This window comes from bacterium Scap17, from assembly GCA_013376735.1.
GTDB lineage: Bacteria > Pseudomonadota > Gammaproteobacteria > Pseudomonadales > Halomonadaceae > Cobetia.
Window position 1 is genome coordinate 1,325,161 of the sequence record VINJ01000001.1, and the last position, 22,393, is coordinate 1,347,553.

The window sequence follows — 22,393 nt, forward strand, 5'->3', positions numbered from 1 at the left end:
CGGCAGGTAAAGGTGGTAGAAAGGAAGGCGGCATGCAACGCCATGCCTCACGACAGGCAACGCACATCCAGGCAGGCAATGAGCGTCCAGACAGGCAACGAACATTCAGCCAGGCAACGAATACCCAGACAAGGAGTGTAGGCATGGCAGCGCACGAATCGACCTCTGAGCAGACCTGCCCGCCGGCATCTTCGGCGACCATGACGCTGTGGCGTTCGGTCAACTGCCTGTGGCCGTTGGCGGCGCTGCGCGATCTGGAGCATTGGATGCTCGCGGAGGAGACCGTCGCCGCTGACAGTGGCCAGAGCGAGGCGCCGGTGGAGAAGCGCCTGATGGGGCGCGCCGCGCAATCGGCGTTCGACCTGCTGCGTCAGCGTTGGCCGGAGACGCGCAGGCTGTGCGTGCTGTGTGGCGGCGGCAACAATGGCGGCGATGGCTATCTGCTGGCGCGCCTGGCATTGCTGGCGGGCTTCGAGGTGCGAGTCATCGCCTTGACGCCGGAGGATGCCTTGACCGGTGATGCGCAGCTGGCCGCGATTGCGGCGCGCGAGGCTGGCGTCGAGACGCTGGCATGGCCCGCGGGCGACGAGGCCGCGGCGGATGCGCTGCTCAAGGGCTGGCCCTTGCTGGTGGATGCGCTGACCGGCATCGGCCTGCGCGATGCACCGCGCGGCAGCGTGGTTGAAGCCATCGAGCGCATCAATCACGCTCATCGGCAGGGCGTGCATGTCATGGCGCTGGATGTGCCCTCAGGCTTGAACGCCGCGACGGGCGCGGTCGCCGGTGTCGCCGTGGAAGCGGATGTGACGCTGACATTTCTGGTCGACAAGCCGGGCCTGCACACCGGACGCGCCGAGCTGCATGCCGGCCAGGTCAGCCTGGCGCGACTGGGTGCGGCACGCGTCCTGCCGGAGGTGGTGGCGCAAACGCGCACGGCGGCCTTGCTGGCCCAGGACGCCGTGCAGCGTCTGACACCGCGCTGGCTGGAGTCGGAGCTGGTACCGCGCTCACCTCTGGCTCACAAGGGGGATGCCGGCAGCGTGCTGGTCTTCGGTGGCGGGCCCGGGCTGGGTGGCTCGGTGCTGCTGGCCAGCGAGGCAGCGGCGCGGGCCGGTGCCGGCAAGGTCGCGCTGCTGACGGCGCCCGCGCATATCAGCGCCAGCCTGACGCGCTGCCCAGAGGTCATGGCGCGCGGTCTCAAGAGTGGCCCGGAGGGCAGCAGCCACGATGGCTTCGCCGTGCTGGAATCACAGTTGGCTCAGGCCAGCGTGACGCTGGTCGGGCCCGGCATGGGTACCGAGAGTCTCGAGAGCATGCTGTGGGGGTGGGGCGGCATGTCGCGGGTGCTGGCGGCGGGTCAGCCACTGGTCGTGGATGCCGATGGCCTGAGCCTGCTGGCCTGGCGCGCAAGCGAAGGCGAGATCATTCACCGCGATGACTGGGTGTTGACGCCGCATCCCGGCGAGGCCGCGCGTTTGCTCGATTGCAGTGTGGTGGATGTCGAACATGACCGGATCGCAGCCGCAAGAGCACTCCAGCAGCGTTTCGGCGGCAGCGTGGTGCTCAAGGGCGCGGGCAGTCTGGTGGCGAGCCCTGCGGGAGTGCTCGAGGGGCCGGCGGTGGCGCTCTGCCCCTACGGCAACCCGGGCATGGCCAGTGGCGGCATGGGCGATGTGCTGGGGGGCATCATCGCGGGTCTGGCGGCGCAGGCACTCAACGGCGGCTTTGATGCACGCCAGCCGCGTTCCACCCGGGATGAGGCGGTGCAGGCCCGGCGAGTCACGCGTGCCATGGCGCAGGCGGCACGGCTTGGGGTGCTGGTGCATGCCCTGGCGGCCGATCAGGCGGTACAGGAGCGTGGTGAACGTGGCCTGCTTGCAGGTGATCTGGCATCCTATATGCATTTATTGCTCAATCCACGGGCCCGAGATGCGCATACTTCTGTCTAATGAAAACGCCCAGGTTGCCTTCGGCACTCAATTGGGGAATATCCTTGCCGGCCGCGGGCTGGTGTTCCTGGAGGGCGAGCTGGGGGCGGGCAAGACGACCCTGACCCGCGGCGTGCTGCGCGCCTATGGTCACCAGGGCGCGGTCAAGAGCCCGACCTACACCTTGGTGGAGCCCTACGTGCTGCCACGGGCCGAGGGTGGAGAATGGCACATCAACCACTTCGATCTCTACCGCCTCGCCGACCCTGAAGAGCTCGAGTTCATCGGGGGGCGCGATCTGCTCGCCGCCGACAGCCTGGCGCTGATCGAGTGGCCGAGCTGTGGTCAGGGCTTTCTGCCCACGCCGGATCTGCGCATCACGCTGTTCGTCGCCGACGAAGGACGTGAGGCCGAATTGACTGCCCTGACACCGCGAGGTGAGGGTTGGTTGGCAACACTGGCCGAGCGCCGAACCTCTCAGGCATGATGACGCTGATCCGCTTGCGATGCTTGGCGGCGAAGTGTCTGGTCATTCGTTAACTTCATTCATGTTCTTTCTGTCTGGGTCATCCTGTCTGATGCCTGAAATAGCGTCCAAAATCCCCCGTATGCGTCTGGCGCGCAGCTTCCGTCGCTGGCTGGTGGGTGGCGTCGTCTGCTCGCTTGCCAGTCTGGTGCTGGCGCCGCAGGCGCTGGCCGCCAAGGTCGAGAACCTGCGCCTGTGGACCGCACCGGACCACACGCGGCTGGTGTTCGATCTCGACAGTGCCGCCAAGGCCAAGGTCTTCGGCCTCGACAATCCGCGCCGTCTGGTGATCGACCTTGCCGGCAGCGAAGTGGCCAGTGCCGCGGTCGAGCGCAAGTTCGCCGCGCTGAATCTCGAAGGCAGCGCCATCAAGTCGATCCGCAGCGGACGCCAGGGGGATGCCCTGCGTGTGGTGCTCGACCTGACGCGGCCGGTCAATCCCAAGGACTTCACGCTGGCGCCGAATGCCAAGTACGGCAATCGCCTGGTGGTGGATCTCGAGTTCCCCGGCGAATCGGCGGTCGAGAATCCCATCGATCCCATCGAAGCCCGTATCCGCGAGCAGGAACAGGCCGCGGCCAAGCGCAAGCTGAAGGGCGAGCCGGTGGAACCTGTGGTCAATACCCAGGCGGCGGCACACCCCAAACGTGACATCATCATCGCGATCGACCCTGGCCACGGTGGGGAAGACCCCGGCGCCAGTGGCCCCGGCGGGACTCGGGAGAAGGATGTGGTGCTCAAGATCGGCAAGCGCCTCAAGCGCATGTTCGATGCCCAGCCCGGCTTCAAGGCCATCCTGACCCGCAACAGTGATTACTACATTCCGCTGCGCAAGCGCACCGAGATCGCGCGTGAGCAGAAGGCGGACTTCTTCGTCTCGATTCACGCCGATGCCTTCAACAGCCCGCGCCCGCACGGCAGTTCGGTCTTTGCGCTCTCAAGCCGCGGGGCGACGTCCGAGACCGCACGCTGGCTGGCCGCCACCGAAAACCGTGCTGACTTGATCGGGGGCGTGGATGGCAATCTCAGCCTGAATGACAAGGATGAGATGCTGCGTGGCGTCTTGCTCGACCTGACCATGACCGCGACGCTCAACGATTCGCTGGCGGCGGGTAGCGGCGTGCTGGCCAACCTCGGGCGCATGAATTCCCTGCACAAGCGTCAGGTGGAGCAGGCGGGCTTCGTGGTGCTCAAGTCGCCGGATATCCCCTCGCTGCTGGTGGAGACGGGCTTCATCTCCAACCCCCAGGAAGAGCGCAACCTCAACAGCGGCCCCTATCAGGAAAAGCTGGCGCGCTCGATCTTCTCGGGAATCCAGAGCCACTTCGAGCGCAATCCGCCGCCCGCAAGTCTGCTGGCATGGCAGCGCAGCCAGGCACGCGGTGGCAACGGCGGTGAGTATCGCGTCAAGAGTGGCGATACGCTGTCGGAAGTGGCCCAGCGCCACAACGTGAGCATGGCGGCCATCAAGCAGGCCAACAACATGAGTGGCGACACGGTGCGCGTGGGCCAGCTGCTCAAGATTCCGCGCAGCTGAGCCTGACGCCATCAAGTCGTCCTGACAGCGCCTTGCGTTGGCGGGGCGCAGACACTGTCCGCTGATGCAGTTCCGGCATGCGTTGCTTGCCGTGGCTGGGTCGGCGGACAGTATCGTTTTCAGAGACGCGGCGTTTTTCGCTCGTGTATCCAGGAGTTTATCGATGTCTGACGAGCTGACCGACATGCAACCCGCTCGCCCTGGCGAGCGACGGATCCGCATTCTCAATCCACGCCTTGCCAACCAGATCGCGGCGGGTGAGGTCGTGGAGCGGCCGGCTTCCGTGGTCAAGGAGCTGGTCGAGAACGCCATCGATGCCGGCAGCACCCGCATCGAGCTGGAGCTGGAAGGCGGCGGTGCGCGGCTGATTCGCGTGCGCGACAACGGCAGCGGCATCACCGAGGAAGACCTGCCGCTGGCGCTGTCACGGCATGCGACCAGCAAGATCGAGAGCCTGGATGATCTCGAGGGCGTGGCGAGCCTCGGTTTCCGGGGCGAGGCTCTGGCCTCGATCAGTTCGGTCTCGCGGCTGGAGCTGTTCTCGAATGTCTCGGATGAGCCGGCCAACGGCTGGCGCGTGGTGGCGGAAGGGCGCGAGATGGCGCCGCGCGTCTCCCCGGCGCCGCATCCGCGTGGCACCAGCGTCGCGGTGCGTGATCTGTTCTTCAATACGCCGGCGCGCCGCAAGTTCATGCGCACCGAGAAGACCGAGTTCGGTCATGTCGAGGAAAGCTTCCGGCGGCTGGCATTGTCACGCCACGACATCGGCTGGACGCTGCGTCACAACCAGAAGGTGGTGCATCAGCTGCGTGCCGGTGAAGACACCCTGACGGTGGAGCGGCGCATCGGTGCGCTGCTGGGGCGCAACTTCCTCGAGCACGCGCTGCATCTGGATATCGAGGCCTCCGGGCTGCGTCTGTCCGGTTGGGTGGGCTTGCCGACGCATTCGCGTGCCCAGGCCGATCAGCAGTACTTCTTCGTCAATGGCCGCGTGGTGCGTGACCGACTGGTCGCGCACGCCGTGCGTCAGGCCTATCGCGATGTGCTGTTCCATGGTCGGCATCCGGTGTTCGTGCTCTATCTGGAGCTCGACCCGACGGTGGTGGATGTCAACGTTCACCCGACCAAGCACGAAGTGCGCTTCCGGGACGGGCGACTGGTACATGACTTCCTGTTCTCCAGTCTGCACAAGGCGCTGGCCGAGGTGCGTCCCGGTGACAACAGCGCCGCGCCTACCGGCATCGAGGGGCAGGAGAAGGAAGAGGACCCCGGTTGGCAGCAGCAGGGCATGCGTCTCGGGCGTCAGGAACAGGATACCCAGCAGAATATCGCCTCCGGGCAGCAATCTTCATCGGCCGGTCCGCAGTCCGGGGGCGACTCGCCGGCTTCGCCAAGCGCACCTGCAGGCGCTGCGGCTCCCTGGAAACCTTCCTCGCAGCTGCCGCCTGCCGGTGATGGGCGCTCCAGCGAACGCCTTAGCGCCGAGCGTGTGCGTCAATTCATGGCCGGTTATCGGGCACTGCACCCCAGCGAAGATCATCTGCTCACGCCAGGCGGTGGGGCAGGCGGCGCGGGCATGGCCAATGATCCGGCGGCGATCGCCAATGCCGAACGTGAGGCGCGGCGTGCGCCACGAGTCACGCTGGGCGAAGGTGGCCGCGAGGGTGATGGGGAAGGCGCACGTCAGGGGAGTTCGCAGGAGAATGCGCAGACCGGTGTCCGAGAAGCGGCGCCCGGTTGGCAGGTCGACTCGCCTCAGGTGGGGGGGGCGTCCGGCGGCGCGCCTTCCAGCGACGCCGTGTCTGGCATGTCGGCGCCGTCGGTCTCAGGTGGTGCGGCAGTGGTGATGCGTGGTCTGCCGGCGCAGAGTGACGACGATGACACCCCGCCGCTGGGCTATGCCGTGGCGCAGCTGCATGGGGTCTACATCCTGTCGCAGACCTCGCGCGGGCTGGTGATGGTCGACATGCATGCCGCTCACGAGCGCATTACCTATGAACGCATGAAGCAGCACGTCCACGGCGGCGGCCATCTGGAGGCCCAGCCGCTGCTGGTACCGGTGTCACTGGCGGTCAGTGCGCGCGAGATGGGCACCTTCGAGCGCGAGTCCGAGGCGTTCACGCGTCTGGGCGTCGAGCTGGACGCTGCCGGGCCGGAAACGCTGCTGGTGCGTCAGGTGCCGGTCGTGCTCGGCAATGCCGATGTGGAGCCTCTGGTGCGCGGCATGCTGGAAGACCTCGAGCGCTATGGGCGCAGTGACCGCATGGAGGCGCACATGAATGAACTGCTCGCCGACATGGCGTGTCGCGGCAGCGTGCGCGCCAACCGCCGACTGACGATTCCGGAAATGAATGCCCTGCTGCGTGACATGGAGCGCACCGAGCGCTCCGGGCAATGCAATCACGGCCGGCCGACCTGGACCGAGCTTTCGATGCATGAGCTCGACAAGCTGTTCCTGCGCGGCCAGTAGATGACGCCCCGTGTCGTCGCGGTTCACCCCTGATTCACCTCCCAGCCCAGACAATAGGCCATGACCCAGATTCAACCCCCTGAAGATTCCCGACATCACGCGCCTGAGGTGGCTGACAAGCCGCCTGTCGTGTTGTTGATGGGGCCGACGGCCTCCGGCAAGACCGACCTCGCCATTCGCTGGCACGAGGAGCAGGGCGCGGAGTTGGTCAGTGTCGATTCGGCGCTGATCTATCGCGGCATGGATATCGGCACGGCCAAGCCGAGCGCGGCAGAGCTGGCCCGAGCGCCACACCGCCTGATCGACTTTCTCGACCCGCTGGAGAGCTATTCCGCCGCCGAGTTTCGTCGCGATGCGCTGGCGCATATCGCCGAGATCCAGTCCCGCGGCAAGATGCCGCTGCTGGTCGGGGGCACCATGATGTATTTCAAGCGTCTGCTGGAAGGCGTGGCGGAGCTGCCGGCAGCGGATGCCGAGCTGCGCGCGGAGCTTGAGGCGCGTATCCAGTCCGAGGGTCTGCCGGCGCTGCATGCGCAGCTGGCGCGGCTTGATCCGGCCACGGCACAGCGCATTCGGGCCACTGACCCCCAGCGGCTGACACGCGCGCTGGAGGTCTGTCTGATCAGCGGGCGCCCGATGAGCGAGCTGCTCGCGGAGCAGCCGAAGGCGGAACTTCCGTTCCGGCCGATAGCGATCGCACTGGCGCCCCACGATAGAGCCGTGTTACATGAACGTATCGAGACGCGTTTTGATCAGATGTTGGAACAGGGCTTCATTGCCGAGGTCGAAGCGCTGAAGGCACGTCCGGAACTGCATGCGGGCCTGCCCTCGATCCGTTGTGTCGGCTACCGTCAGGTGTGGGATTTTCTCGATGGCCATCTGAGCCGGGACGAGATGCGTGAGCGCGGCATCATCGCGACGCGTCAACTCGCCAAGCGACAGTTGACCTGGCTGCGGAGCTGGCAGGGGATTCACCCGGTGGATTCCATGGGTGTAGATCCTTACAGTGAAACCTTGAAAATCGTGCGCCAGACCTGCACTTAGCGTAACATGAGCGGTCACGACCCGCGCCCGTGAAGCCCCCTCAAGAGGGCAACCCGGAGCGCTGGCGAACATAACCATACTTACCTCGAACGAGACATTTTTACGGAGAGTCACATGTCCAAAGGTCAATCACTCCAGGACCCGTACCTGAACATCCTGCGCAAGGAACGTATCCCGGTCTCGATCTTCCTGGTCAACGGCATCAAACTGCAGGGCCAGATCGAATCCTTCGATCAGTTCGTGATCCTGCTGCGCAATACTGTCTCCCAGATGGTTTACAAGCATGCTATCTCGACCGTGGTGCCGTCGCGCAATGTGCGCCTGCCGGCCCAGGATTCGAGCGTGCCGTCCACAGAAAGCTGAAGTCAGAGGCGCTGATTGTTCTTCGAACGACCTGAAGCCGGTGAAACGGCCGTCCTGGTGCATGTCAATTTCCGGGACGAAAAAGAACGCGAGGATGCCGGTGAGCTCCTCGAACTCGTACGTTCGGCAGGCGCCGTGCCGGCGACCCTCATCGAGGGTAGCCGGCCCCGCCCCGACTCCCGTACGTTCATCGGAGAAGGCAAGCTTGAGGAAGTGCAAGAGGCCCTGGCCGTGCACGAAGCCGAGCTGGTCATTTTCAACCATTCATTGAGTCCTTCCCAGCAGCGCAACCTCGAAGCCACGCTCAAATGTCGCGTCATCGACCGTACCGGTCTGATTCTCGACATCTTTGCCCAGCGTGCGCGGACCCATGAGGGCAAGCTGCAGGTGGAACTCGCACAGCTCGAGTACATGTCTACCCGCCTGGTGCGGGGTTGGACTCACCTTGAGCGTCAGAAAGGCGGTATCGGTCTGCGAGGCCCGGGGGAAACCCAGCTCGAGACTGACCGTCGCCTGTTGCGCGCCCGCATCAAGTCGATCCACAAACGACTCGAGAAGGTGCACAAGCAGCGCGATCAGAACCGCCGTGCCCGTGCGCGTGCCGAGATCCCGAGCCTGTCGCTGGTCGGCTATACCAACGCCGGCAAGTCGACGCTGTTCAACGCGCTGACCACCTCCGAGGTGTACGCCGCCGATCAGCTGTTCGCGACGCTGGACCCGACGCTGCGTCGTCTGGAGCTCGAGGATGTCGGTTCGGCAGTCCTGGCCGATACCGTCGGCTTCATTCGTCATCTGCCGCACAAGCTGGTGGAAGCCTTCCAGGCGACCCTGCAGGAAGCGGCGGAAGCGGATCTGCTGGTACATGTCATCGACGCCGCAGACCCGGAGAATGACCGCAATACCGAGCAGGTCAACGAGGTGCTCAACGAGATCGACGCCGGTGATGTGCCGCGTCTGTTGGTCATGAACAAGATCGATCGACTCGACATGGCGCCGCGCATCGAGCGTGATGGCTTCGGTCGTCCGCTGGCGGTGTGGCTGTCGGCACGCGATGGCAAGGGGCTGGATCTGTTGATGCAGGCCTTCGCCGAGCTGCTGTCCGACAACGTCATCTCCATGCAGCTGACGCTTGGGCCTGAGAAGTCCCGTCTACGGGCAGGTCTGCATGAGCTGGACGCGGTCAAGGACGAGCAATATGACGAGCAGGGCAATGCGCTGCTGGACATTCGTCTCGAGAAACGCGACTTTCTGCAGTTGTTGTCTCATCTTGGTGAATCGCCTGAAGATTATCTCGGCGGTGAACATGATGACCGTGAAGCCTGGCAGCGTGAGCTGTCTGCCGAACGCGCGGAAAAGCATCGCGTGTCGGTCACGCACAAGTCCTGATACCGTCTGGTAACGAGACTTGCGCTGGTGCGCTGCGCAGCAGCTCGATGAGAAGTGGCGCACGAGGCAATAGCGCACTGTTGTCACATTGCAATGGCAAGTACTACCCGGCATCCATCGCGGCGCACGAATGACGATGGATGCCCTCGCGCAGGGCATGCCCTGCGCGTCAGAGCAGCGGGCATTCAGCAGGATTGGCTGGATGCCGTCCGGCGGACGATGGCCGTCGGGCAGGGCCATGGCCTTCTCCCGCAAGGGACGCGTCGCCATGCCGTAAGAGAGAATCGGTCGCCGGAGGCCATCAGGCTCAAGGCACGGAACCGGTCGCAGCTGGCAGGGCGGCGTCATCATAATGACGAGCGGAACATCGACTGAGTGGAGACGACGTATGGCTTGGAATGAGCCGGGTGGCGGCAACCAGCATGACCCGTGGAGCGGCGGTGGTCGCAACGGGGACAAGAAGGGGGGCGGGGGTAACGGCGGTGGCAATGGTGGGCCGCCCGACCTCGACGAAGCGCTGAAGAAATTCCAGGACAAGCTCAACGGCATGCTCGGCAATGGCCGCAAGCGTCGTGGCGGTGCCGGTGGCAATGGCGGCAACGGTGGCAGCACCAATGCCTTCGCGCTGCCGGGTATCATCGGTGTCATCCTGGTCGCCATCTGGGCGGCTTCCGGCTTCTATCTGGTCGATCAGTCAGAGCGTGGCGTCGTGCTGCGTTTCGGCAAGTACAACGACATCGTCGGTCCGGGTCTGCACTGGAATCCGCCGATCATCGATGATGTGCGTGAGGTCAACGTCACCAAGGTGCGTTCGCTCTCCCAGACCAAGTCGATGCTGACCCGGGACGAGAACATCGTCGAAGTCCAGATGTCCGTGCAGTATCAGGTGTCCAACCCGCGTGATTTCCTGCTCAACGTCCGTGCGCCCGAGATCAGTCTCGAGAACGCCATGGACTCCGCGCTGCGTCACGAAGTCGGCAGTGCCGACATGAACGACATCCTGACCTCCGGTCGTGAGCTGCTGGCCAGCAACGTCAAGTCGCGCCTGCAGTCCTATCTGGACAACTATGGTGTCGGCCTGACGCTGCAGACCATCAACGTCGAGTCCACCTCTGCGCCGGCAGCGGTCCAGGATTCCTTCGATGACGTCATCAAGGCGCGCGAGGATCGTCAGCGCACGATCAACCAGGCGCTGGCCTACGAGAACTCGATTCTTCCGGAAGCCCAGGGTCAGGCGCAGCGCATCATCGAGGAAGCCGAGGGTTACAAGGAGTCCGTGGTCGCGAAGTCCCAGGGTGAAGCCAACCGCTTCACGTCCCTGCTGACCGAGTACCAGAAGGCGCCGGAAATCATCCGCGAGCGCATGTACTTGGAAACCATGGGCGAAGTGCTCGGCAAGACCAACAAGGTGCTGGTGGATGTCGAGAACGGCAATTCCCTCATGTACCTGCCGTTGGACAAGCTGGCCAACAAGTCCAGTGCTGCCGCCGAAGACAGCAGTGGCATGAGTCGTAGCGAGCTGGACCGTGTGTCCCGACAGGCGAGTGATGCCCTGAGCCGCAGCCAGAGCAATGATAGCAGCAACAGCATCCGTCGGGAGGGTCGTCAATGATCAACAATCGCTCACTGATGGCCGTCGCCGGTCTGGCCGTAGTGGCCTGGCTTGGCAGTAACAGCCTCTACACGGTTGATGAGACCCAGCGCGCCATCAAGCTCAAGTTTGGTGAAGTGGTGGAAGACAACATCCAGCCCGGTCTGCATTTCAAGCTGCCGGTCTACAACACGATCCGTACCTTCGATACGCGCGTGTTGACGCTGGATGCCCAGGCAAGTCGTTATCTGACCCGCGAGAAGAAGGCCGTCATCGTCGACTCCTTCGTCAAGTGGAAGATCGTCGATCCGAAGCGCTACTACGAAGCGACCTCCGGCGAAGAGCAGATGGCCGAGCGCCTGATCGCGCCGCGTGTCGACGAGAGTCTGCGTAACGAGTTCGGCAAGCTCGAACTGGTGCAGATCATCTCCGAGCAGCGTGACGCGCTGATGAAGAAGCCCACCGAAGAGCTCGACGAGGTGATGCGCAAGGAACTGGGGGTGTCGATTCTCGATATCCGCGTCAAGCGTATCGACCTGCCGGACGAAGTCTCCCAGGCGGTCTACGAGCGTATGAAGACCGAGCGTCAGCGTGAGGCACGTGAGTATCGTGCCCAGGGTCAGGAGCAGGCCGAGAAGATCCAGGCCAATGCCGATCGTCGCCGTTCCGTCCTGCTCGCGCAGGCCGAAGAGCAGGCGCAGACCCTGCGCGGTGAAGGCGATGCCTCCGCCGCTGCCATCTATGCCGGTGCCTACGGGGCGGATACCGAGTTCTTCCGCTTCTACCGCTCTCTGCAGGCCTATCGCGACAGCTTCAAGGGCGATGGCAACATGATGGTCATGCAGCCGGACAGCGAGTTCTTCCGCTTCTTCAAGGACCCGCAGGGCAGCAACCAGTAAGCAGCATCATCAAGCCCGAAGGCTTGCTTTCGGGGGTGTTGCGCGCGGCCTCTGGCAGCATCAGAGGCCGCGCAGTGGATGAACGTCGCTCGAGAGGTTCGCGGGGTTCATCCCACAAGGATTCATGCTAGACTCCTGCAACCGGGCACCGCCCGGTTTTTTTGTGGCCGCTTTTCATGCCCGGGTTTCATATTCGGGCGCAAGGCCGACAGGAAAGCGTTGAGCAGGACCTTGCTTCACGGGTCTCGGTCAGCTGACGTGAAATCCCCACGGGCGTCATTATCGATATGTGCGTTACCGAGTGGATTTCCGCGCGTCACGAGCCACCCCTTGTCATAAATCTCTCGCAGGATAGCGCAATGACCATCGCAGATCGCTGGCTCCTCCCGGATGGCATGGATGAGGTATTGCCCCCTCAGGCAACCCGTATGGAGGCGCTGCGCCGCGCGCTGCTCGACCTCTATCATCGCTTCGGCTATGACCTGGTGCTGCCGCCGCCCGTCGAATTTCTTGATTCGCTGCTGACCGGCACCGGTACCGAGCTTGATCTGCAGACCTTCAAGCTGACCGACCAGATGACCGGTCGCATGATGGGCGCCAGCGCCGACGTCACCCCGCAGGTGGCGCGCATGGACGCTCACTCTCTGCACCGCGAAGGCCCGGTACGTCTGTGCTACTGCGCCAACGTGCTGCGTACCAAGGCGGACAAGCACCAGGGCGGTCGCAGTCCGGTGCAGGTCGGTGCCGAGCTCTTCGGTCACGCCGGCCTCGAGGCCGACCACGAGATTCTGCATCTGGCCCTGACCAGTCTCGAGCAGGCCGGCGCGGGTGAATTGCACCTGGCACTGGGTCATATCGGCATCTACCGTGCCTTGATCGCCGAAGCCGGCATGAATGACGAGCACGAGCGTGAGCTGTTCGCTGCCATCGAGCGTAAACAGTATTCCGCTCTCGATGCATTGATCGATCGCGTGGTGGGTGACAAGGTAGTGGCGGGCATGCTCAAGGCGCTGCCGCACCTGCACGGTGATGACGAGATTCTGGCCCAGGCGCGTACCGCCTTCGCCGGCGCACCGGCGGCGGTCGCCAGCGCTCTGGATCAGTTGACGGCGCTGAGCTGCGCGGTCCGCGAGCGTCATCCGCAGGTCACGCTCTATTTCGATCTCGCCGAACTGCGCGGTTACGAGTACCACACCGGCATGGTGTTCGCGGCCTACGTCCCGGGTTACGGTCAGGCGCTGGCCAAGGGGGGGCGCTACGACGATACTGGACGAGCCTTCGGTCGTGCGCGTCCTGCCACCGGCTTCTCGATGGACCTCAAGCAGCTGGCCTCGCTGGCCGTGCAGGCTCCGGCCTGCGACGGCATCTGGGCGCCGGCACTCAACGACAGCGCGCTGCGTGAGTGTGTCGATCAGCTGCGTGCCGCTGGCGAGCGTGTCATCGAGGCCCTGCCGGGCCAGACCACCGGCGCGGATGCACACCGTTGCAATCGTGAGCTGGTCAATGGCGACGGCGGTTGGCAGGTCGTCACGCTCGATGCCTGAGCCTGGATGACTGAGCTTGAATGGGTGAGCTTCGGTGACCCGAGAGCGATGGCAGCGAGTGACAGATAGCAGAACAGCTGGGGCCACTGGGCCCCGAGGTGCAGCTGCCGACAGGGCAGCTGCACTTGTGAGTGGGTTTTCACCGACGGTTATTCACCGAAAGAGATAGGAACCATGGGCAAGAATGTAGTCGTGCTCGGCACCCAATGGGGTGATGAAGGCAAGGGCAAGGTCGTCGACCTGCTGACCGAATCCGCCAGCGCCGTCGTGCGTTTCCAGGGTGGCCACAACGCAGGTCATACCCTGGTGCTGGACGGCAAGAAGACCGTCCTCCACCTGATCCCGTCCGGCATCCTCCACCCAGGCAAGACCTGCGTCATCGGCAACGGTGTCGTGCTGTCTCCGGAAGCGCTGATCAAGGAAATCCGTGAGCTTGAAGCCAACGACGTGCCGGTGCGTGATCGCCTGCGTCTGTCGCCGGCCTGCCCGCTGATCCTGTCCTACCATGTGCGTCTGGACCAGGCGCGCGAGAAGGCCCGTGGCGTCGCCAAGATCGGGACTACCGGTCGCGGCATCGGTCCGGCCTATGAAGACAAGGTCGCGCGTCGTGGCCTGCGTCTGGGTGACATGCTCCACCGTGAGCGTTTCGCCTCCAAGCTGGGCGAAGTGCTGGATTACCACAACTTCGTGCTGCAGCACTATCACGGTGAAGCGCCGGTCGACTTCCAGCAGGTGCTGGACGAAGCCATGGAAATGGCCGAAGAACTGCGTCCGATGGTCTGCGACACCGTGGATCTGGTCCACTCCGTGCGCAAGGCCAACGAGAACATCCTCTTCGAAGGTGCTCAGGGCTCACTGCTCGACATCGACCACGGTACCTACCCGTACGTCACCAGCTCCAACACCACTGCCGGCGGCACCGCCACCGGTTCCGGCGTCGGCCCGCTGTATCTCGACTACGTACTGGGCATCACCAAGGCCTACACCACCCGTGTCGGCTCCGGCCCGTTCCCGACCGAGCTGTTCGATGAGTTCGGCCGTCACCTGGCCGAGCGTGGCCACGAATTCGGTGCCACCACCGGCCGTGCGCGTCGTTGCGGTTGGTTCGATGCCGTCGCCCTGCGCCACGCCGTGCAGATCAACTCGGTCAGCGGCATCTGCCTGACCAAGCTTGACGTGCTGGATGGTCTCGAGAATATCCGTGTCTGTATCGGCTATCGTGGCAAGGATGGGGACGTGCTGGACAATCCGGTGGATTCCGAAGGCTACGAAGCCATCGAGCCGCTGTACCAGGACCTGCCGGGCTGGAGCGATTCCACCATCGGCGTGCGCGAAGTCGACAAGCTGCCGGCCAACGCCCGCGCTTACATCAGCTTCCTGGAAGAACAGGTCGGTGTGCCGATCGACATCATCTCCACTGGCCCGGACCGCAACGAGACCATCGTGCTGCGCAATCCGTTCCACGGCTGATCATCACGCATGGCTCCGATGAGCCTTGCATGATGGCGTGACCAAGACACCCCGTCGGGATTTCCCCGGCGGGGTGTCTTGCGTTGTGGAGTTGTGGAGGGGCCTTGTAGAGAGAGCGTGCGTTTTAGAGAGGCGTAGCGGGGCTGCCGTCATCGATCACCTGGCGTGCACGGGATTGTTGTACAGGGCGCTTGGGCTATCGGGCAGGGCTGGTAGATATTCTAAATGGGAATGATTGTTATTTTTGTTGTGATCGGCGGCTATCTTGTCGGCAAACTGGTTGCCCAGGTCGCAATTCGACGTTTTCGGTGGGGTCCCCGCTTCACATCGTTCTGATACAGGACTAAAATGGTCCCCAATTAATCTTCCCGTGGTGGAGGCCAGCATGCTGAAGCTTTCCAAGATGACCGATTATGCCGCTGTCGTGATGGCGCGCATCGCCCGCGAGCCGGACTCGGCCCACGCGGCGATCGATCTGGCCGAAAGCGTGCAGCTGCCGCATCCCACCGTGAGCAAGACGCTCAAGGCGCTGGTGCGGGCAGGGCTGCTTGAGTCGCGTCGCGGCGCGCTGGGCGGTTATCGCTTGGCGCGCCCAGCCAGCCAGATCACGGCCAGCGACATCATCAGCGCCATCGAAGGCCCGGTGGCCGTGACCGAATGCAGTCATGCCGATGGCGATTGCGAGCTGGTCAACACCTGCGGGGTGGCCGACAACTGGCAGCGCGTCTCGTACGCCATCAGTGAGCTGCTGGGCAGCGTGACGCTGGCGCATCTGGCGTCATCCGCGCCACTGCGCATGCCGGTGCAACTGCCGATTCAGGCCATCAGTCTGTATGGGGATGACGAGCCACTCCCCAGGGCCAAGGCATCCAACAGCACTGGCAAACGCTAGAGCCGGCAAACGCTGAATCCGTTGCCGCGCGACAAACATCGCCGTGGCAACACGAACATTCGAACTTCGCTGCGATTCGGGCGGGGTGATCAGGCATCTGAACAGACCCGGAGCTCTCCGGGAGAGGAGACCAGCATGGCGAGCCAGGAGATGGAGCAGCTTGTACAGCGCGAGTACAAGCAGGGCTTCGTGACCGATATCGAGAGCGACACCATTCCGCCGGGACTGGATGAAAGCGTGATTCGCTTCATCTCGGCCAAGAAGGGTGAGCCGGAGTGGATGCTGGAGTGGCGCCTGGATGCGTATCAGCAGTGGCTGAAGATGAAGGCGCCGTCCTGGGCTCACCTGGATTATCCGGAGATCGACTACCAGGCGATTTCCTACTTCAGCGCCCCGAAGAAGCCGGAAGACCGCCCGCAGAGTCTGGATGAGGTCGACCCCAAGCTGCTCGAGACTTACGAGAAGCTGGGTATCCCGTTGCACGAGCGTGCCGCACTGGCCGGTGTCGCGGTCGACGCGGTCTTCGACTCCGTGTCCGTGACCACGACCTTCAAGAAGGAGCTGTCCGAGGCGGGCGTCATCTTCTGCTCCATCTCGGAAGCCATCCAGGACTACCCGGAGCTGATCAAGCAGTATCTCGGTACCGTGGTACCCAAGGCGGACAACTTCTTCACCGCGCTGAATGCGGCCGTCTTCACCGATGGCTCCTTCGTGTTCGTGCCGGAAGGCGTCACCTGTCCGATGGAGCTTTCCACCTACTTCCGCATCAACGCCGCCAACACCGGCCAGTTCGAGCGCACTCTGATCATCTGCGAGAAGCAGGCTCAGGTCTCGTATCTGGAAGGCTGTACCGCGCCGCAGCGTGATGACAACCAGCTGCACGCCGCCGTGGTCGAGCTGGTGGCGCTGGAAGACGCCTACATCAAGTATTCCACCGTCCAGAACTGGTATCCGGGTGATGAAGACGGCAAGGGCGGCATCTACAACTTCGTCACCAAGCGTGCCGACTGCCGTGGTGACCGCTCCAAGGTCTCCTGGACCCAGGTCGAGACCGGCTCCGCGATCACCTGGAAGTACCCGTCGTGCATCCTGCGCGGCAAGGACAGTGTCGGGGAGTTCTACTCCGTCGCCGTCACCAATGGTCGTCAGCAGGCGGACACCGGCACCAAGATGATCCACATCGGTGAGGGCACCAAGTCCACCATCGTCTCCAAGGGTATCTCGGCCGGTAATTCCGAGCAGTCCTATCGTGGTCTGGTCAAGATCGGCCCGCGGGCCAAGGGCGCGCGCAACTTCACCCAGTGTGACTCGCTGTTGATCGGCGACCGCTGCGGTGCGCATACCTTCCCCTATCAGGAAATCGGCAACGCGACAGCCACCGTCGAGCACGAGGCCACGACCTCCAAGATCGGCGAAGATCAGCTGTTCTACTGCCGTCAGCGCGGCATCAGCGAGGAAGATGCGGTCAACATGATCGTCAATGGCTTCTGCAAGGACGTCTTCCAGGAGCTGCCGATGGAGTTCGCCGTCGAGGCCGAGGCGCTGCTCAACGTCACCCTTGAAGGCGCCGTCGGCTGATATCGCCGCGTCTTTCGCATTCACCCCCATTCTTGAGGGCCGCTCGCGGGCGGCCTGTCAGCAAAAGGTATCAACATGCTCGTAGTCAAAGATCTGCACGTTTCGGTGGAAGGCAAGGAAATCCTCAAGGGTCTCGATCTGACCATCAACAAGGGTGAAGTCCACGCCATCATGGGCCCGAACGGCGCAGGCAAGTCCACGCTGTCTTCCGTGATCGCCGGCAAGGACGGCTATGAAGTGACCTCGGGCACCATTACCTATGAAGGTGAGGATGTACTGGAGATGGAAATCGAGGAGCGCGCCCGTGCCGGCCTGCTGCTGGGCTTCCAGTACCCGGTGGAAATCCCGGGGGTCAAGAACGTCTACCTGCTCAAGGCGGCGCTGAACGCCAAGCGTGAAGCCCAAGGCCTGGGCGAGATTCCGGCCCCTGAGTTCATGAAGCTGATCCGCGAGAAACTGGCCTTCATGCAGATGGACGCCAGCTTCCTGCAGCGCGCCGTCAACGAAGGCTTCTCGGGCGGTGAGAAGAAGCGCAACGAGATCCTGCAGATGCTGGTGCTGGAACCGAAGCTGGCCATGCTCGACGAGATCGACTCCGGCCTCGACATCGACGCGCTGAAGATCGTCGCCAAGGGCGTCAACTCGCTGCGCAGTGAAGAGCGTGCCGTGCTGATGGTCACCCACTACCAGCGTCTGCTCGAGCACATCGTGCCGGACCAGATCCATGTGTTGATGGATGGCCGCATCGTCAAGTCCGGCGACAAGTCGCTGGCCCTCGAACTCGAAGCCCAGGGCTATGACTGGCTGCAGGAGGAAACCGCGTAATGACAGCACTTGCTACCGCGTCCGTCCCCGGCAGCGAAGCCTTCGCCAGCGAATTCGCTGCCCGCAAGGCTCGCTTTGCGGCCGACCCGAGCTGGATGGCCGCCCGCCGTCAGGCCGGCATCGCCCGCTTTGAAGCCCTCGGCCTGCCGACCCGCAAGGTCGAGGCCTGGAAGTACACCGACACCCAGGCACTGGGTCGTCAGCAATATCGTCTCGCCGATGAGGCAAGCCTCGCGCCGTCCGTGAAGGATGAGCTGGCACTCGACGTCGACGCCTATCGTCTGGTGTTCGTCGATGGTCTCTACAATGCCGAGCTCTCCGATGTGGCAGGCCTGCCCGATACCGTGCGTGTCGTGCCACTGTCTGACGCCATCGTCAATCAGCCGGAAGTCATCGGGGGTTCGCTGAATCGCCTGACCGGCATCGACTTCACGCCGTTCGTGGCGCTGAACTCCGCCTTCACCGAAGAGGGTGCGGTGATCCAGGTCGGCCCGCGTACGGTGCTGGACAAGCCGGTCTACGTGCTGTTCCTCTCGCGTGCCGCCGTCGAAGGCCAGCCGGTGACCATGAGCCACCCGCGTCTGCTGGTGCAGCTGGGTAGTCGCGCCGAAGCCAGCGTGATCGAACACCACATCGGTGAGACCGGTGCGACCAACTTCACCAACATGGTCAGCGAAGTGATGCTGGAGCGCGGCGCCGTGCTCAATCACTACAAGCTGGGGGAAGCCGCCACCGGCGAGACGCATATCGCCTCGCTGCAGGTCGAGCAGCCGCGCGATAGCCAGTATCGCTCCATCAACCTGAACACCGGTGGTGGTCTGGTGCGCAACGACATCGTTTGCGACCTGAACGGCAACAACGCCCATGCACGCCTCGACGGCCTGTTCTTCGGTCGTGATCGTCAGCACGTGGATACCCACTCGCTGGTCAATCACAACGAGGCGCTGACGTTCTCCGACGAGAACTACAAGGGCATCCTGGCCGACCGCGCCCGCGGCGTCTTCAATGGCCGCGTACTGGTCAAGCGCGACAGCCAGCAGATCGAGGCGCATCAGAACAACGCCAACCTGCTGCTGTCGGACCGCGCCGAGATCAACACCAAGCCGGAACTCGAGATCTATGCCGACGACGTCAAGTGCTCCCACGGCACCACGACCGGTCAGCTCGACGAGAGTGCCGTGTTCGCGCTGCGTGCGCGTGGCATCGACGAGCAGACCGCCCGCGGTCTGCTGACGCTGGCCTTCGCCAACGAAGTCATGGCAGGGCTGGGCATCGACGCCATCGCCGAGCGTATCGAGCGCAGCGTCGCGGGTCGTCTGCCGTCTCGCTTCCACCTCGATGAGCTGGTCGATCTCAGTGTCGAGCTGGGCGGCGGGGCAGTGGCGGTGGCACGTGACGAGGACTTTGCATGAGTGCCATCGACAACCTGATGCTTGATGTCGTGCGAGTGCGCGAGGACTTTCCGATCCTCGAGCGCCGTGTGCATGGTGATGTGCCGCTGATCTATCTGGACAGCGCGGCCACCAGCCAGACGCCGACCGCCGTCATCGACGCGATGAGCGACTATTACCGCAGCACCAATGCCAACATCCACCGCGGTCTGCACAGCCTGGCGGATGAGGCGACGGCCGCTTATGAGGGGGCGCGCGAGAAGGTGCGCGCCTTCATCAATGCGCGTCTGACGCGCGAGGTCATCTTCACGCGCGGCACCACCGAGGCGATCAATCTGGTCGCCAACAGCTGGGGAGCCAACTGGCTCCACGCCGGTGATGAAGTCTTGATCTCGGTGATGGAGCACCACGCCAACATCGTGCCGTGGCAGCTTCTGGCCGAGCGCCTCGACATCGTCATCAAGGTCATCCCGTGTGACGTCGATGGCGTGCTCGACATGCAGGCCTACCGTGGCCTGCTGGGCGAGAAGACCCGTCTGGTGTGCGTCAATCAGGTCTCCAACGCCCTGGGCAGCATCAACCCGGTGACCGAGATGGCGAAGCTGGCGCATGCTCACGACGCGCTGATCCTGGTCGATGGCGCCCAGGCGGTGCCGCACCAGCAGGTCGATGTGCGCGAGATCGATGCCGACTTCTATGTCTTCTCGGGGCACAAGATGTATGGCCCGACCGGCATCGGGGTGCTCTATGGCAAGGAGGCGCTGCTGGAGGCGATGCCGCCGTGGCAGGGGGGCGGTGAGATGATCCGCACCGTGTCGTTCGAGAATGGCACCCTGTTCGCGGACCTGCCGCACAAGTTCGAGGCCGGCACGCCACCCATCGCCGAGGTCATCGGACTGGGCAAGGCCATCGACTGGCTGGACTGCACCCACATGGGGCTGATCACGCGCTGGGAACAGCAGCTGATGACGCATGCCACTCAGCGCATGGGAGAGGTGGATGGCCTGCGCATCATCGGCAACTCACCGCACAAGGCGGGCGCGATCTCCTTCGTGGTCGATGGTGCCCACGCGCAGGACATCGGGTTGCTGATCGACCAGCTTGGGGTGGCCATCCGTACCGGCCACCATTGCGCTCAGCCGGTGCTGCGCCGCTTCGGTGTCGATGCCACCTGTCGGGCCTCCTTCGCGGCCTACAACACGCCGGAAGAGATCGACATGTTCGTCGATGCCCTGCAGCGTGTGCTGACCATGGTGCGCTGAGCACCCCCTGCGGTGCCCCTGACGGGCGCTGATCGATGAGGCTCGCGCATGGCGGGCCTCATTGGTATCGGCCCTTGCCAGGGGATGTCGTCACCCGTACGACTCGAGTGAACCACCAGAATTCACGATCCGCATGCCGGTCATGCGGATCGGCAAGGAGAGGGCATGAGCCACACCGAAGACCAGCTGGCCAGCCTCGGCAAGGGCCAGAAGATGCCGTTGCAGCGGGACGTGGAGGGTATCTCGGTACCGTTCGGCAAGTCGGTGACATTGAAGGAAGACGCCGTTGTCGAGGTCATGCAGGCCAAGGGCGGGACGGTCAGCGTAGCCTTCGAGGGTCGCATGTACCTGATCGAGAGTTTCAGTCTCGATGCGCTGGGGCTGGACGCCGTGCCGCGTCCGCATCTGCCGGCCGGCCAGAGCGATGCCGATATCGAGGCCTTCGTCTGGGCCCAGCTGCGCACCTGCTTCGACCCCGAGATCCCGGTCGACATCGTCGAGCTGGGGCTGGTCTATGGCTGTCGTATCGACACCCTGATCAGTGGCGAGAAGATGGTCAATCTCAAGATGACCTTGACCGCGCCGGGCTGCGGCATGGGCAACGTGATTGCCGAAGATGCCAAGCGCAAGATTCTCGGCGCCGAGGATGTCTCCAAGGTCCACGTCGAGATCGTGTTCTCGCCGCCCTGGTCGCGCGAGATGATGAGTGAAGAGGCGCGCCTGGAGCTGGGCATGTTCTGAGCCCCGGGCGCGCCTTGCTGCCTGTCCTCCATGATGTGACCGTTACCGGTCGCATCGATACTCGGGGGAGATGCAGCAAACGAAACTGGATGGGCGGGAACCTCTCGTCCATCCGGCTATCCAATTCACGTTGCTGAGCGTCCGGGCAAGTTACTGCCTCGGGTCGCGGCGGCACGTCCGTTTGACGGTTTCCCGTATCACCTGCCTCAAGGAAGACTCCCCAATGCGATTCCAGACTGCGCTGCGCACCCTGACCGCCACCCTGATTCTGAGTAGCGCTGCCAGCGCGCAGGCCGCCTGGAAGCTGGATGGTGATGTGTCACAGCTGAGCTTCCAGACCACCAAGATGGCCAAGTCGGGCGCCAGCACCGTCGAGACGAATGCTTTCACCTCCTGGCGGGCGCGCGTCAATGACGCCGGTCAGCTGTCGGTGGAGATCGACCTCGACTCGGCCAGTACCGGCATCGACATTCGTGACCAGCGCGTCAGCGAGAAGCTGTTCGAGTCCGGCACCTATCCGTTGGCCGTGATGACCGCCAGTCTCGACATGCCGACCCTCAAGGTGATGGAGTCGGGCGACACTCAGAAGGTGGATGTCGAAGGTCAGCTGACGCTGCACGACAATACCCAGAACCTGCCGATGAGCCTGCAGGTGACGCGCCTGCGCGGCGACCGCTGGCTGGTGCAGACCCTCACGCCTGTAATGGTCGATGCTGAGCAGTTCGCGCTGGTCGATGGCATTCGCACCCTGCGTGACCTGGCCGGGCTTGGCAACATCGCGACCCAGGTGCCAGTCAGCGTCAAGGCAGTAATGGTGCAGGAAGACTGAGCGGAGTCACCCGCATGCGTGGCCGGGAGCAGTCAGTGCTGGCAGAGCCTCGGCCGCTTGGGTAGGCTGATCGCTCATGCCTGCATGATGTGACGCTACTGGCAGGAAAGACAGGCA

Annotated in this window: 18 protein-coding genes; all 18 read left to right on the forward strand. The window is 63.7% G+C overall.

Annotation, left to right across the window (positions count from 1 at the left end; all coding sequences use genetic code 11):
• The first annotated feature begins 32 nt into the window (after positions 1-32).
• The 18 genes from FLM52_05770 (at position 33) to FLM52_05855 (ending at position 22,276) form a co-directional block, all read left to right on the forward strand.
• Positions 33-1,949: an NAD(P)H-hydrate dehydratase gene (locus tag FLM52_05770; GenBank protein ID NVN55301.1), complete on the forward strand. Its 1,917-nt coding sequence runs from the start codon at positions 33-35 to the stop codon at positions 1,947-1,949.
• Positions 1,930-2,415, forward strand: coding sequence for a tRNA (adenosine(37)-N6)-threonylcarbamoyltransferase complex ATPase subunit type 1 TsaE (tsaE, locus tag FLM52_05775; protein NVN55302.1), 486 nt, complete (start codon positions 1,930-1,932; stop codon positions 2,413-2,415). The genes FLM52_05770 and tsaE overlap by 20 nt, the downstream gene beginning before the upstream one ends.
• A gap of 121 nt (positions 2,416-2,536) precedes the next feature.
• The gene (locus FLM52_05780; protein ID NVN55303.1) at positions 2,537-3,991 is read left to right on the forward strand and encodes an AMIN domain-containing protein; all 1,455 of its coding nucleotides are present in this window, start codon (positions 2,537-2,539) and stop codon (positions 3,989-3,991) included.
• Between the two features lie 163 nt (positions 3,992-4,154).
• Positions 4,155-6,461, forward strand: coding sequence for a DNA mismatch repair endonuclease MutL (mutL, locus tag FLM52_05785; protein NVN55304.1), 2,307 nt, complete (start codon positions 4,155-4,157; stop codon positions 6,459-6,461).
• Between the two features lie 108 nt (positions 6,462-6,569).
• Positions 6,570-7,505, forward strand: a complete 936-nt coding sequence (miaA, locus tag FLM52_05790) for a tRNA (adenosine(37)-N6)-dimethylallyltransferase MiaA (GenBank protein ID NVN55305.1) — start codon at positions 6,570-6,572, stop codon at positions 7,503-7,505.
• Positions 7,506-7,619: 114 nt separating this feature from the next.
• Positions 7,620-7,868: an RNA chaperone Hfq gene (gene hfq / locus FLM52_05795; GenBank protein NVN55306.1), complete on the forward strand. Its 249-nt coding sequence runs from the start codon at positions 7,620-7,622 to the stop codon at positions 7,866-7,868.
• Between the two features lie 15 nt (positions 7,869-7,883).
• Positions 7,884-9,254 (forward strand): GTPase HflX, encoded by a 1,371-nt coding sequence (hflX, locus tag FLM52_05800; GenBank protein ID NVN55307.1) that lies wholly within the window; start codon positions 7,884-7,886, stop codon positions 9,252-9,254.
• Positions 9,255-9,642: 388 nt separating this feature from the next.
• Entirely contained in the window at positions 9,643-10,866 is a 1,224-nt protein-coding gene (gene hflK, locus FLM52_05805; protein NVN55308.1) for an FtsH protease activity modulator HflK, read from the forward strand.
• Entirely contained in the window at positions 10,863-11,744 is an 882-nt protein-coding gene (hflC, locus tag FLM52_05810) for a protease modulator HflC (protein NVN55309.1), read from the forward strand. Before hflK ends, hflC begins: the two co-directional genes overlap by 4 nt.
• Before the next feature lie 359 nt (positions 11,745-12,103).
• Positions 12,104-13,288 carry an ATP phosphoribosyltransferase regulatory subunit gene (locus tag FLM52_05815; protein ID NVN55310.1) on the forward strand — a complete coding sequence of 395 codons (1,185 nt, stop codon included), beginning with the start codon at positions 12,104-12,106 and terminating at the stop codon, positions 13,286-13,288.
• Between the two features lie 174 nt (positions 13,289-13,462).
• The gene (locus FLM52_05820; protein NVN55311.1) at positions 13,463-14,758 is read left to right on the forward strand and encodes an adenylosuccinate synthase; all 1,296 of its coding nucleotides are present in this window, start codon (positions 13,463-13,465) and stop codon (positions 14,756-14,758) included.
• Positions 14,759-15,143: 385 nt separating this feature from the next.
• Entirely contained in the window at positions 15,144-15,650 is a 507-nt protein-coding gene (locus FLM52_05825; GenBank protein ID NVN55312.1) for an SUF system Fe-S cluster assembly regulator, read from the forward strand.
• A 135-nt stretch (positions 15,651-15,785) separates the two neighbouring features.
• Entirely contained in the window at positions 15,786-17,228 is a 1,443-nt protein-coding gene (gene sufB / locus FLM52_05830; GenBank protein ID NVN55313.1) for a Fe-S cluster assembly protein SufB, read from the forward strand.
• Between the two features lie 75 nt (positions 17,229-17,303).
• On the forward strand, positions 17,304-18,053 hold the full coding sequence (sufC, locus tag FLM52_05835) for a Fe-S cluster assembly ATPase SufC (GenBank protein ID NVN55314.1): 750 nt from the start codon (positions 17,304-17,306) through the stop codon (positions 18,051-18,053).
• Positions 18,053-19,465: a Fe-S cluster assembly protein SufD gene (gene sufD, locus FLM52_05840; GenBank protein NVN55315.1), complete on the forward strand. Its 1,413-nt coding sequence runs from the start codon at positions 18,053-18,055 to the stop codon at positions 19,463-19,465. Before sufC ends, sufD begins: the two co-directional genes overlap by 1 nt.
• Positions 19,462-20,706, forward strand: a complete 1,245-nt coding sequence (locus tag FLM52_05845) for a cysteine desulfurase (protein NVN55316.1) — start codon at positions 19,462-19,464, stop codon at positions 20,704-20,706. Before sufD ends, FLM52_05845 begins: the two co-directional genes overlap by 4 nt.
• A gap of 165 nt (positions 20,707-20,871) precedes the next feature.
• Positions 20,872-21,447 carry a putative Fe-S cluster assembly protein SufT gene (gene sufT / locus FLM52_05850; GenBank protein ID NVN55317.1) on the forward strand — a complete coding sequence of 192 codons (576 nt, stop codon included), beginning with the start codon at positions 20,872-20,874 and terminating at the stop codon, positions 21,445-21,447.
• Positions 21,448-21,517: 70 nt separating this feature from the next.
• A complete protein-coding gene (locus FLM52_05855) occupies positions 21,518-22,276 on the forward strand; it encodes a YceI family protein (protein ID NVN55318.1) in 759 nt (252 codons plus the stop codon).
• Positions 22,277-22,393 lie beyond the last annotated feature (117 nt).

Excerpts from the sequence above, each read along its gene's own strand:
- sufC (NVN55314.1), top strand. The coding sequence starts at position 17,304 with ATGCTCGTAGTCAAAGATCTGCACGTTTCGGTGGAAGGCAAGGAAATC.
- FLM52_05845 (NVN55316.1), top strand. The coding sequence starts at position 19,462 with ATGAGTGCCATCGACAACCTGATGCTTGATGTCGTGCGAGTGCGCGAG.
- sufD (NVN55315.1), top strand. The coding sequence starts at position 18,053 with ATGACAGCACTTGCTACCGCGTCCGTCCCCGGCAGCGAAGCCTTCGCC.
- FLM52_05815 (NVN55310.1), top strand. The coding sequence starts at position 12,104 with ATGACCATCGCAGATCGCTGGCTCCTCCCGGATGGCATGGATGAGGTA.
- FLM52_05825 (NVN55312.1), top strand. The coding sequence starts at position 15,144 with ATGCTGAAGCTTTCCAAGATGACCGATTATGCCGCTGTCGTGATGGCG.
- mutL (NVN55304.1), top strand. The coding sequence starts at position 4,155 with ATGTCTGACGAGCTGACCGACATGCAACCCGCTCGCCCTGGCGAGCGA.
- FLM52_05855 (NVN55318.1), top strand. The coding sequence starts at position 21,518 with ATGCAGCAAACGAAACTGGATGGGCGGGAACCTCTCGTCCATCCGGCT.
- hflC (NVN55309.1), top strand. The coding sequence starts at position 10,863 with ATGATCAACAATCGCTCACTGATGGCCGTCGCCGGTCTGGCCGTAGTG.
- FLM52_05780 (NVN55303.1), top strand. The coding sequence starts at position 2,537 with ATGCGTCTGGCGCGCAGCTTCCGTCGCTGGCTGGTGGGTGGCGTCGTC.
- hflK (NVN55308.1), top strand. The coding sequence starts at position 9,643 with ATGGCTTGGAATGAGCCGGGTGGCGGCAACCAGCATGACCCGTGGAGC.
- FLM52_05820 (NVN55311.1), top strand. The coding sequence starts at position 13,463 with ATGGGCAAGAATGTAGTCGTGCTCGGCACCCAATGGGGTGATGAAGGC.
- hfq (NVN55306.1), top strand. The coding sequence starts at position 7,620 with ATGTCCAAAGGTCAATCACTCCAGGACCCGTACCTGAACATCCTGCGC.
- tsaE (NVN55302.1), top strand. The coding sequence starts at position 1,930 with ATGCGCATACTTCTGTCTAATGAAAACGCCCAGGTTGCCTTCGGCACT.
- sufB (NVN55313.1), top strand. The coding sequence starts at position 15,786 with ATGGCGAGCCAGGAGATGGAGCAGCTTGTACAGCGCGAGTACAAGCAG.
- sufT (NVN55317.1), top strand. The coding sequence starts at position 20,872 with ATGAGCCACACCGAAGACCAGCTGGCCAGCCTCGGCAAGGGCCAGAAG.
- FLM52_05770 (NVN55301.1), top strand. The coding sequence starts at position 33 with ATGCAACGCCATGCCTCACGACAGGCAACGCACATCCAGGCAGGCAAT.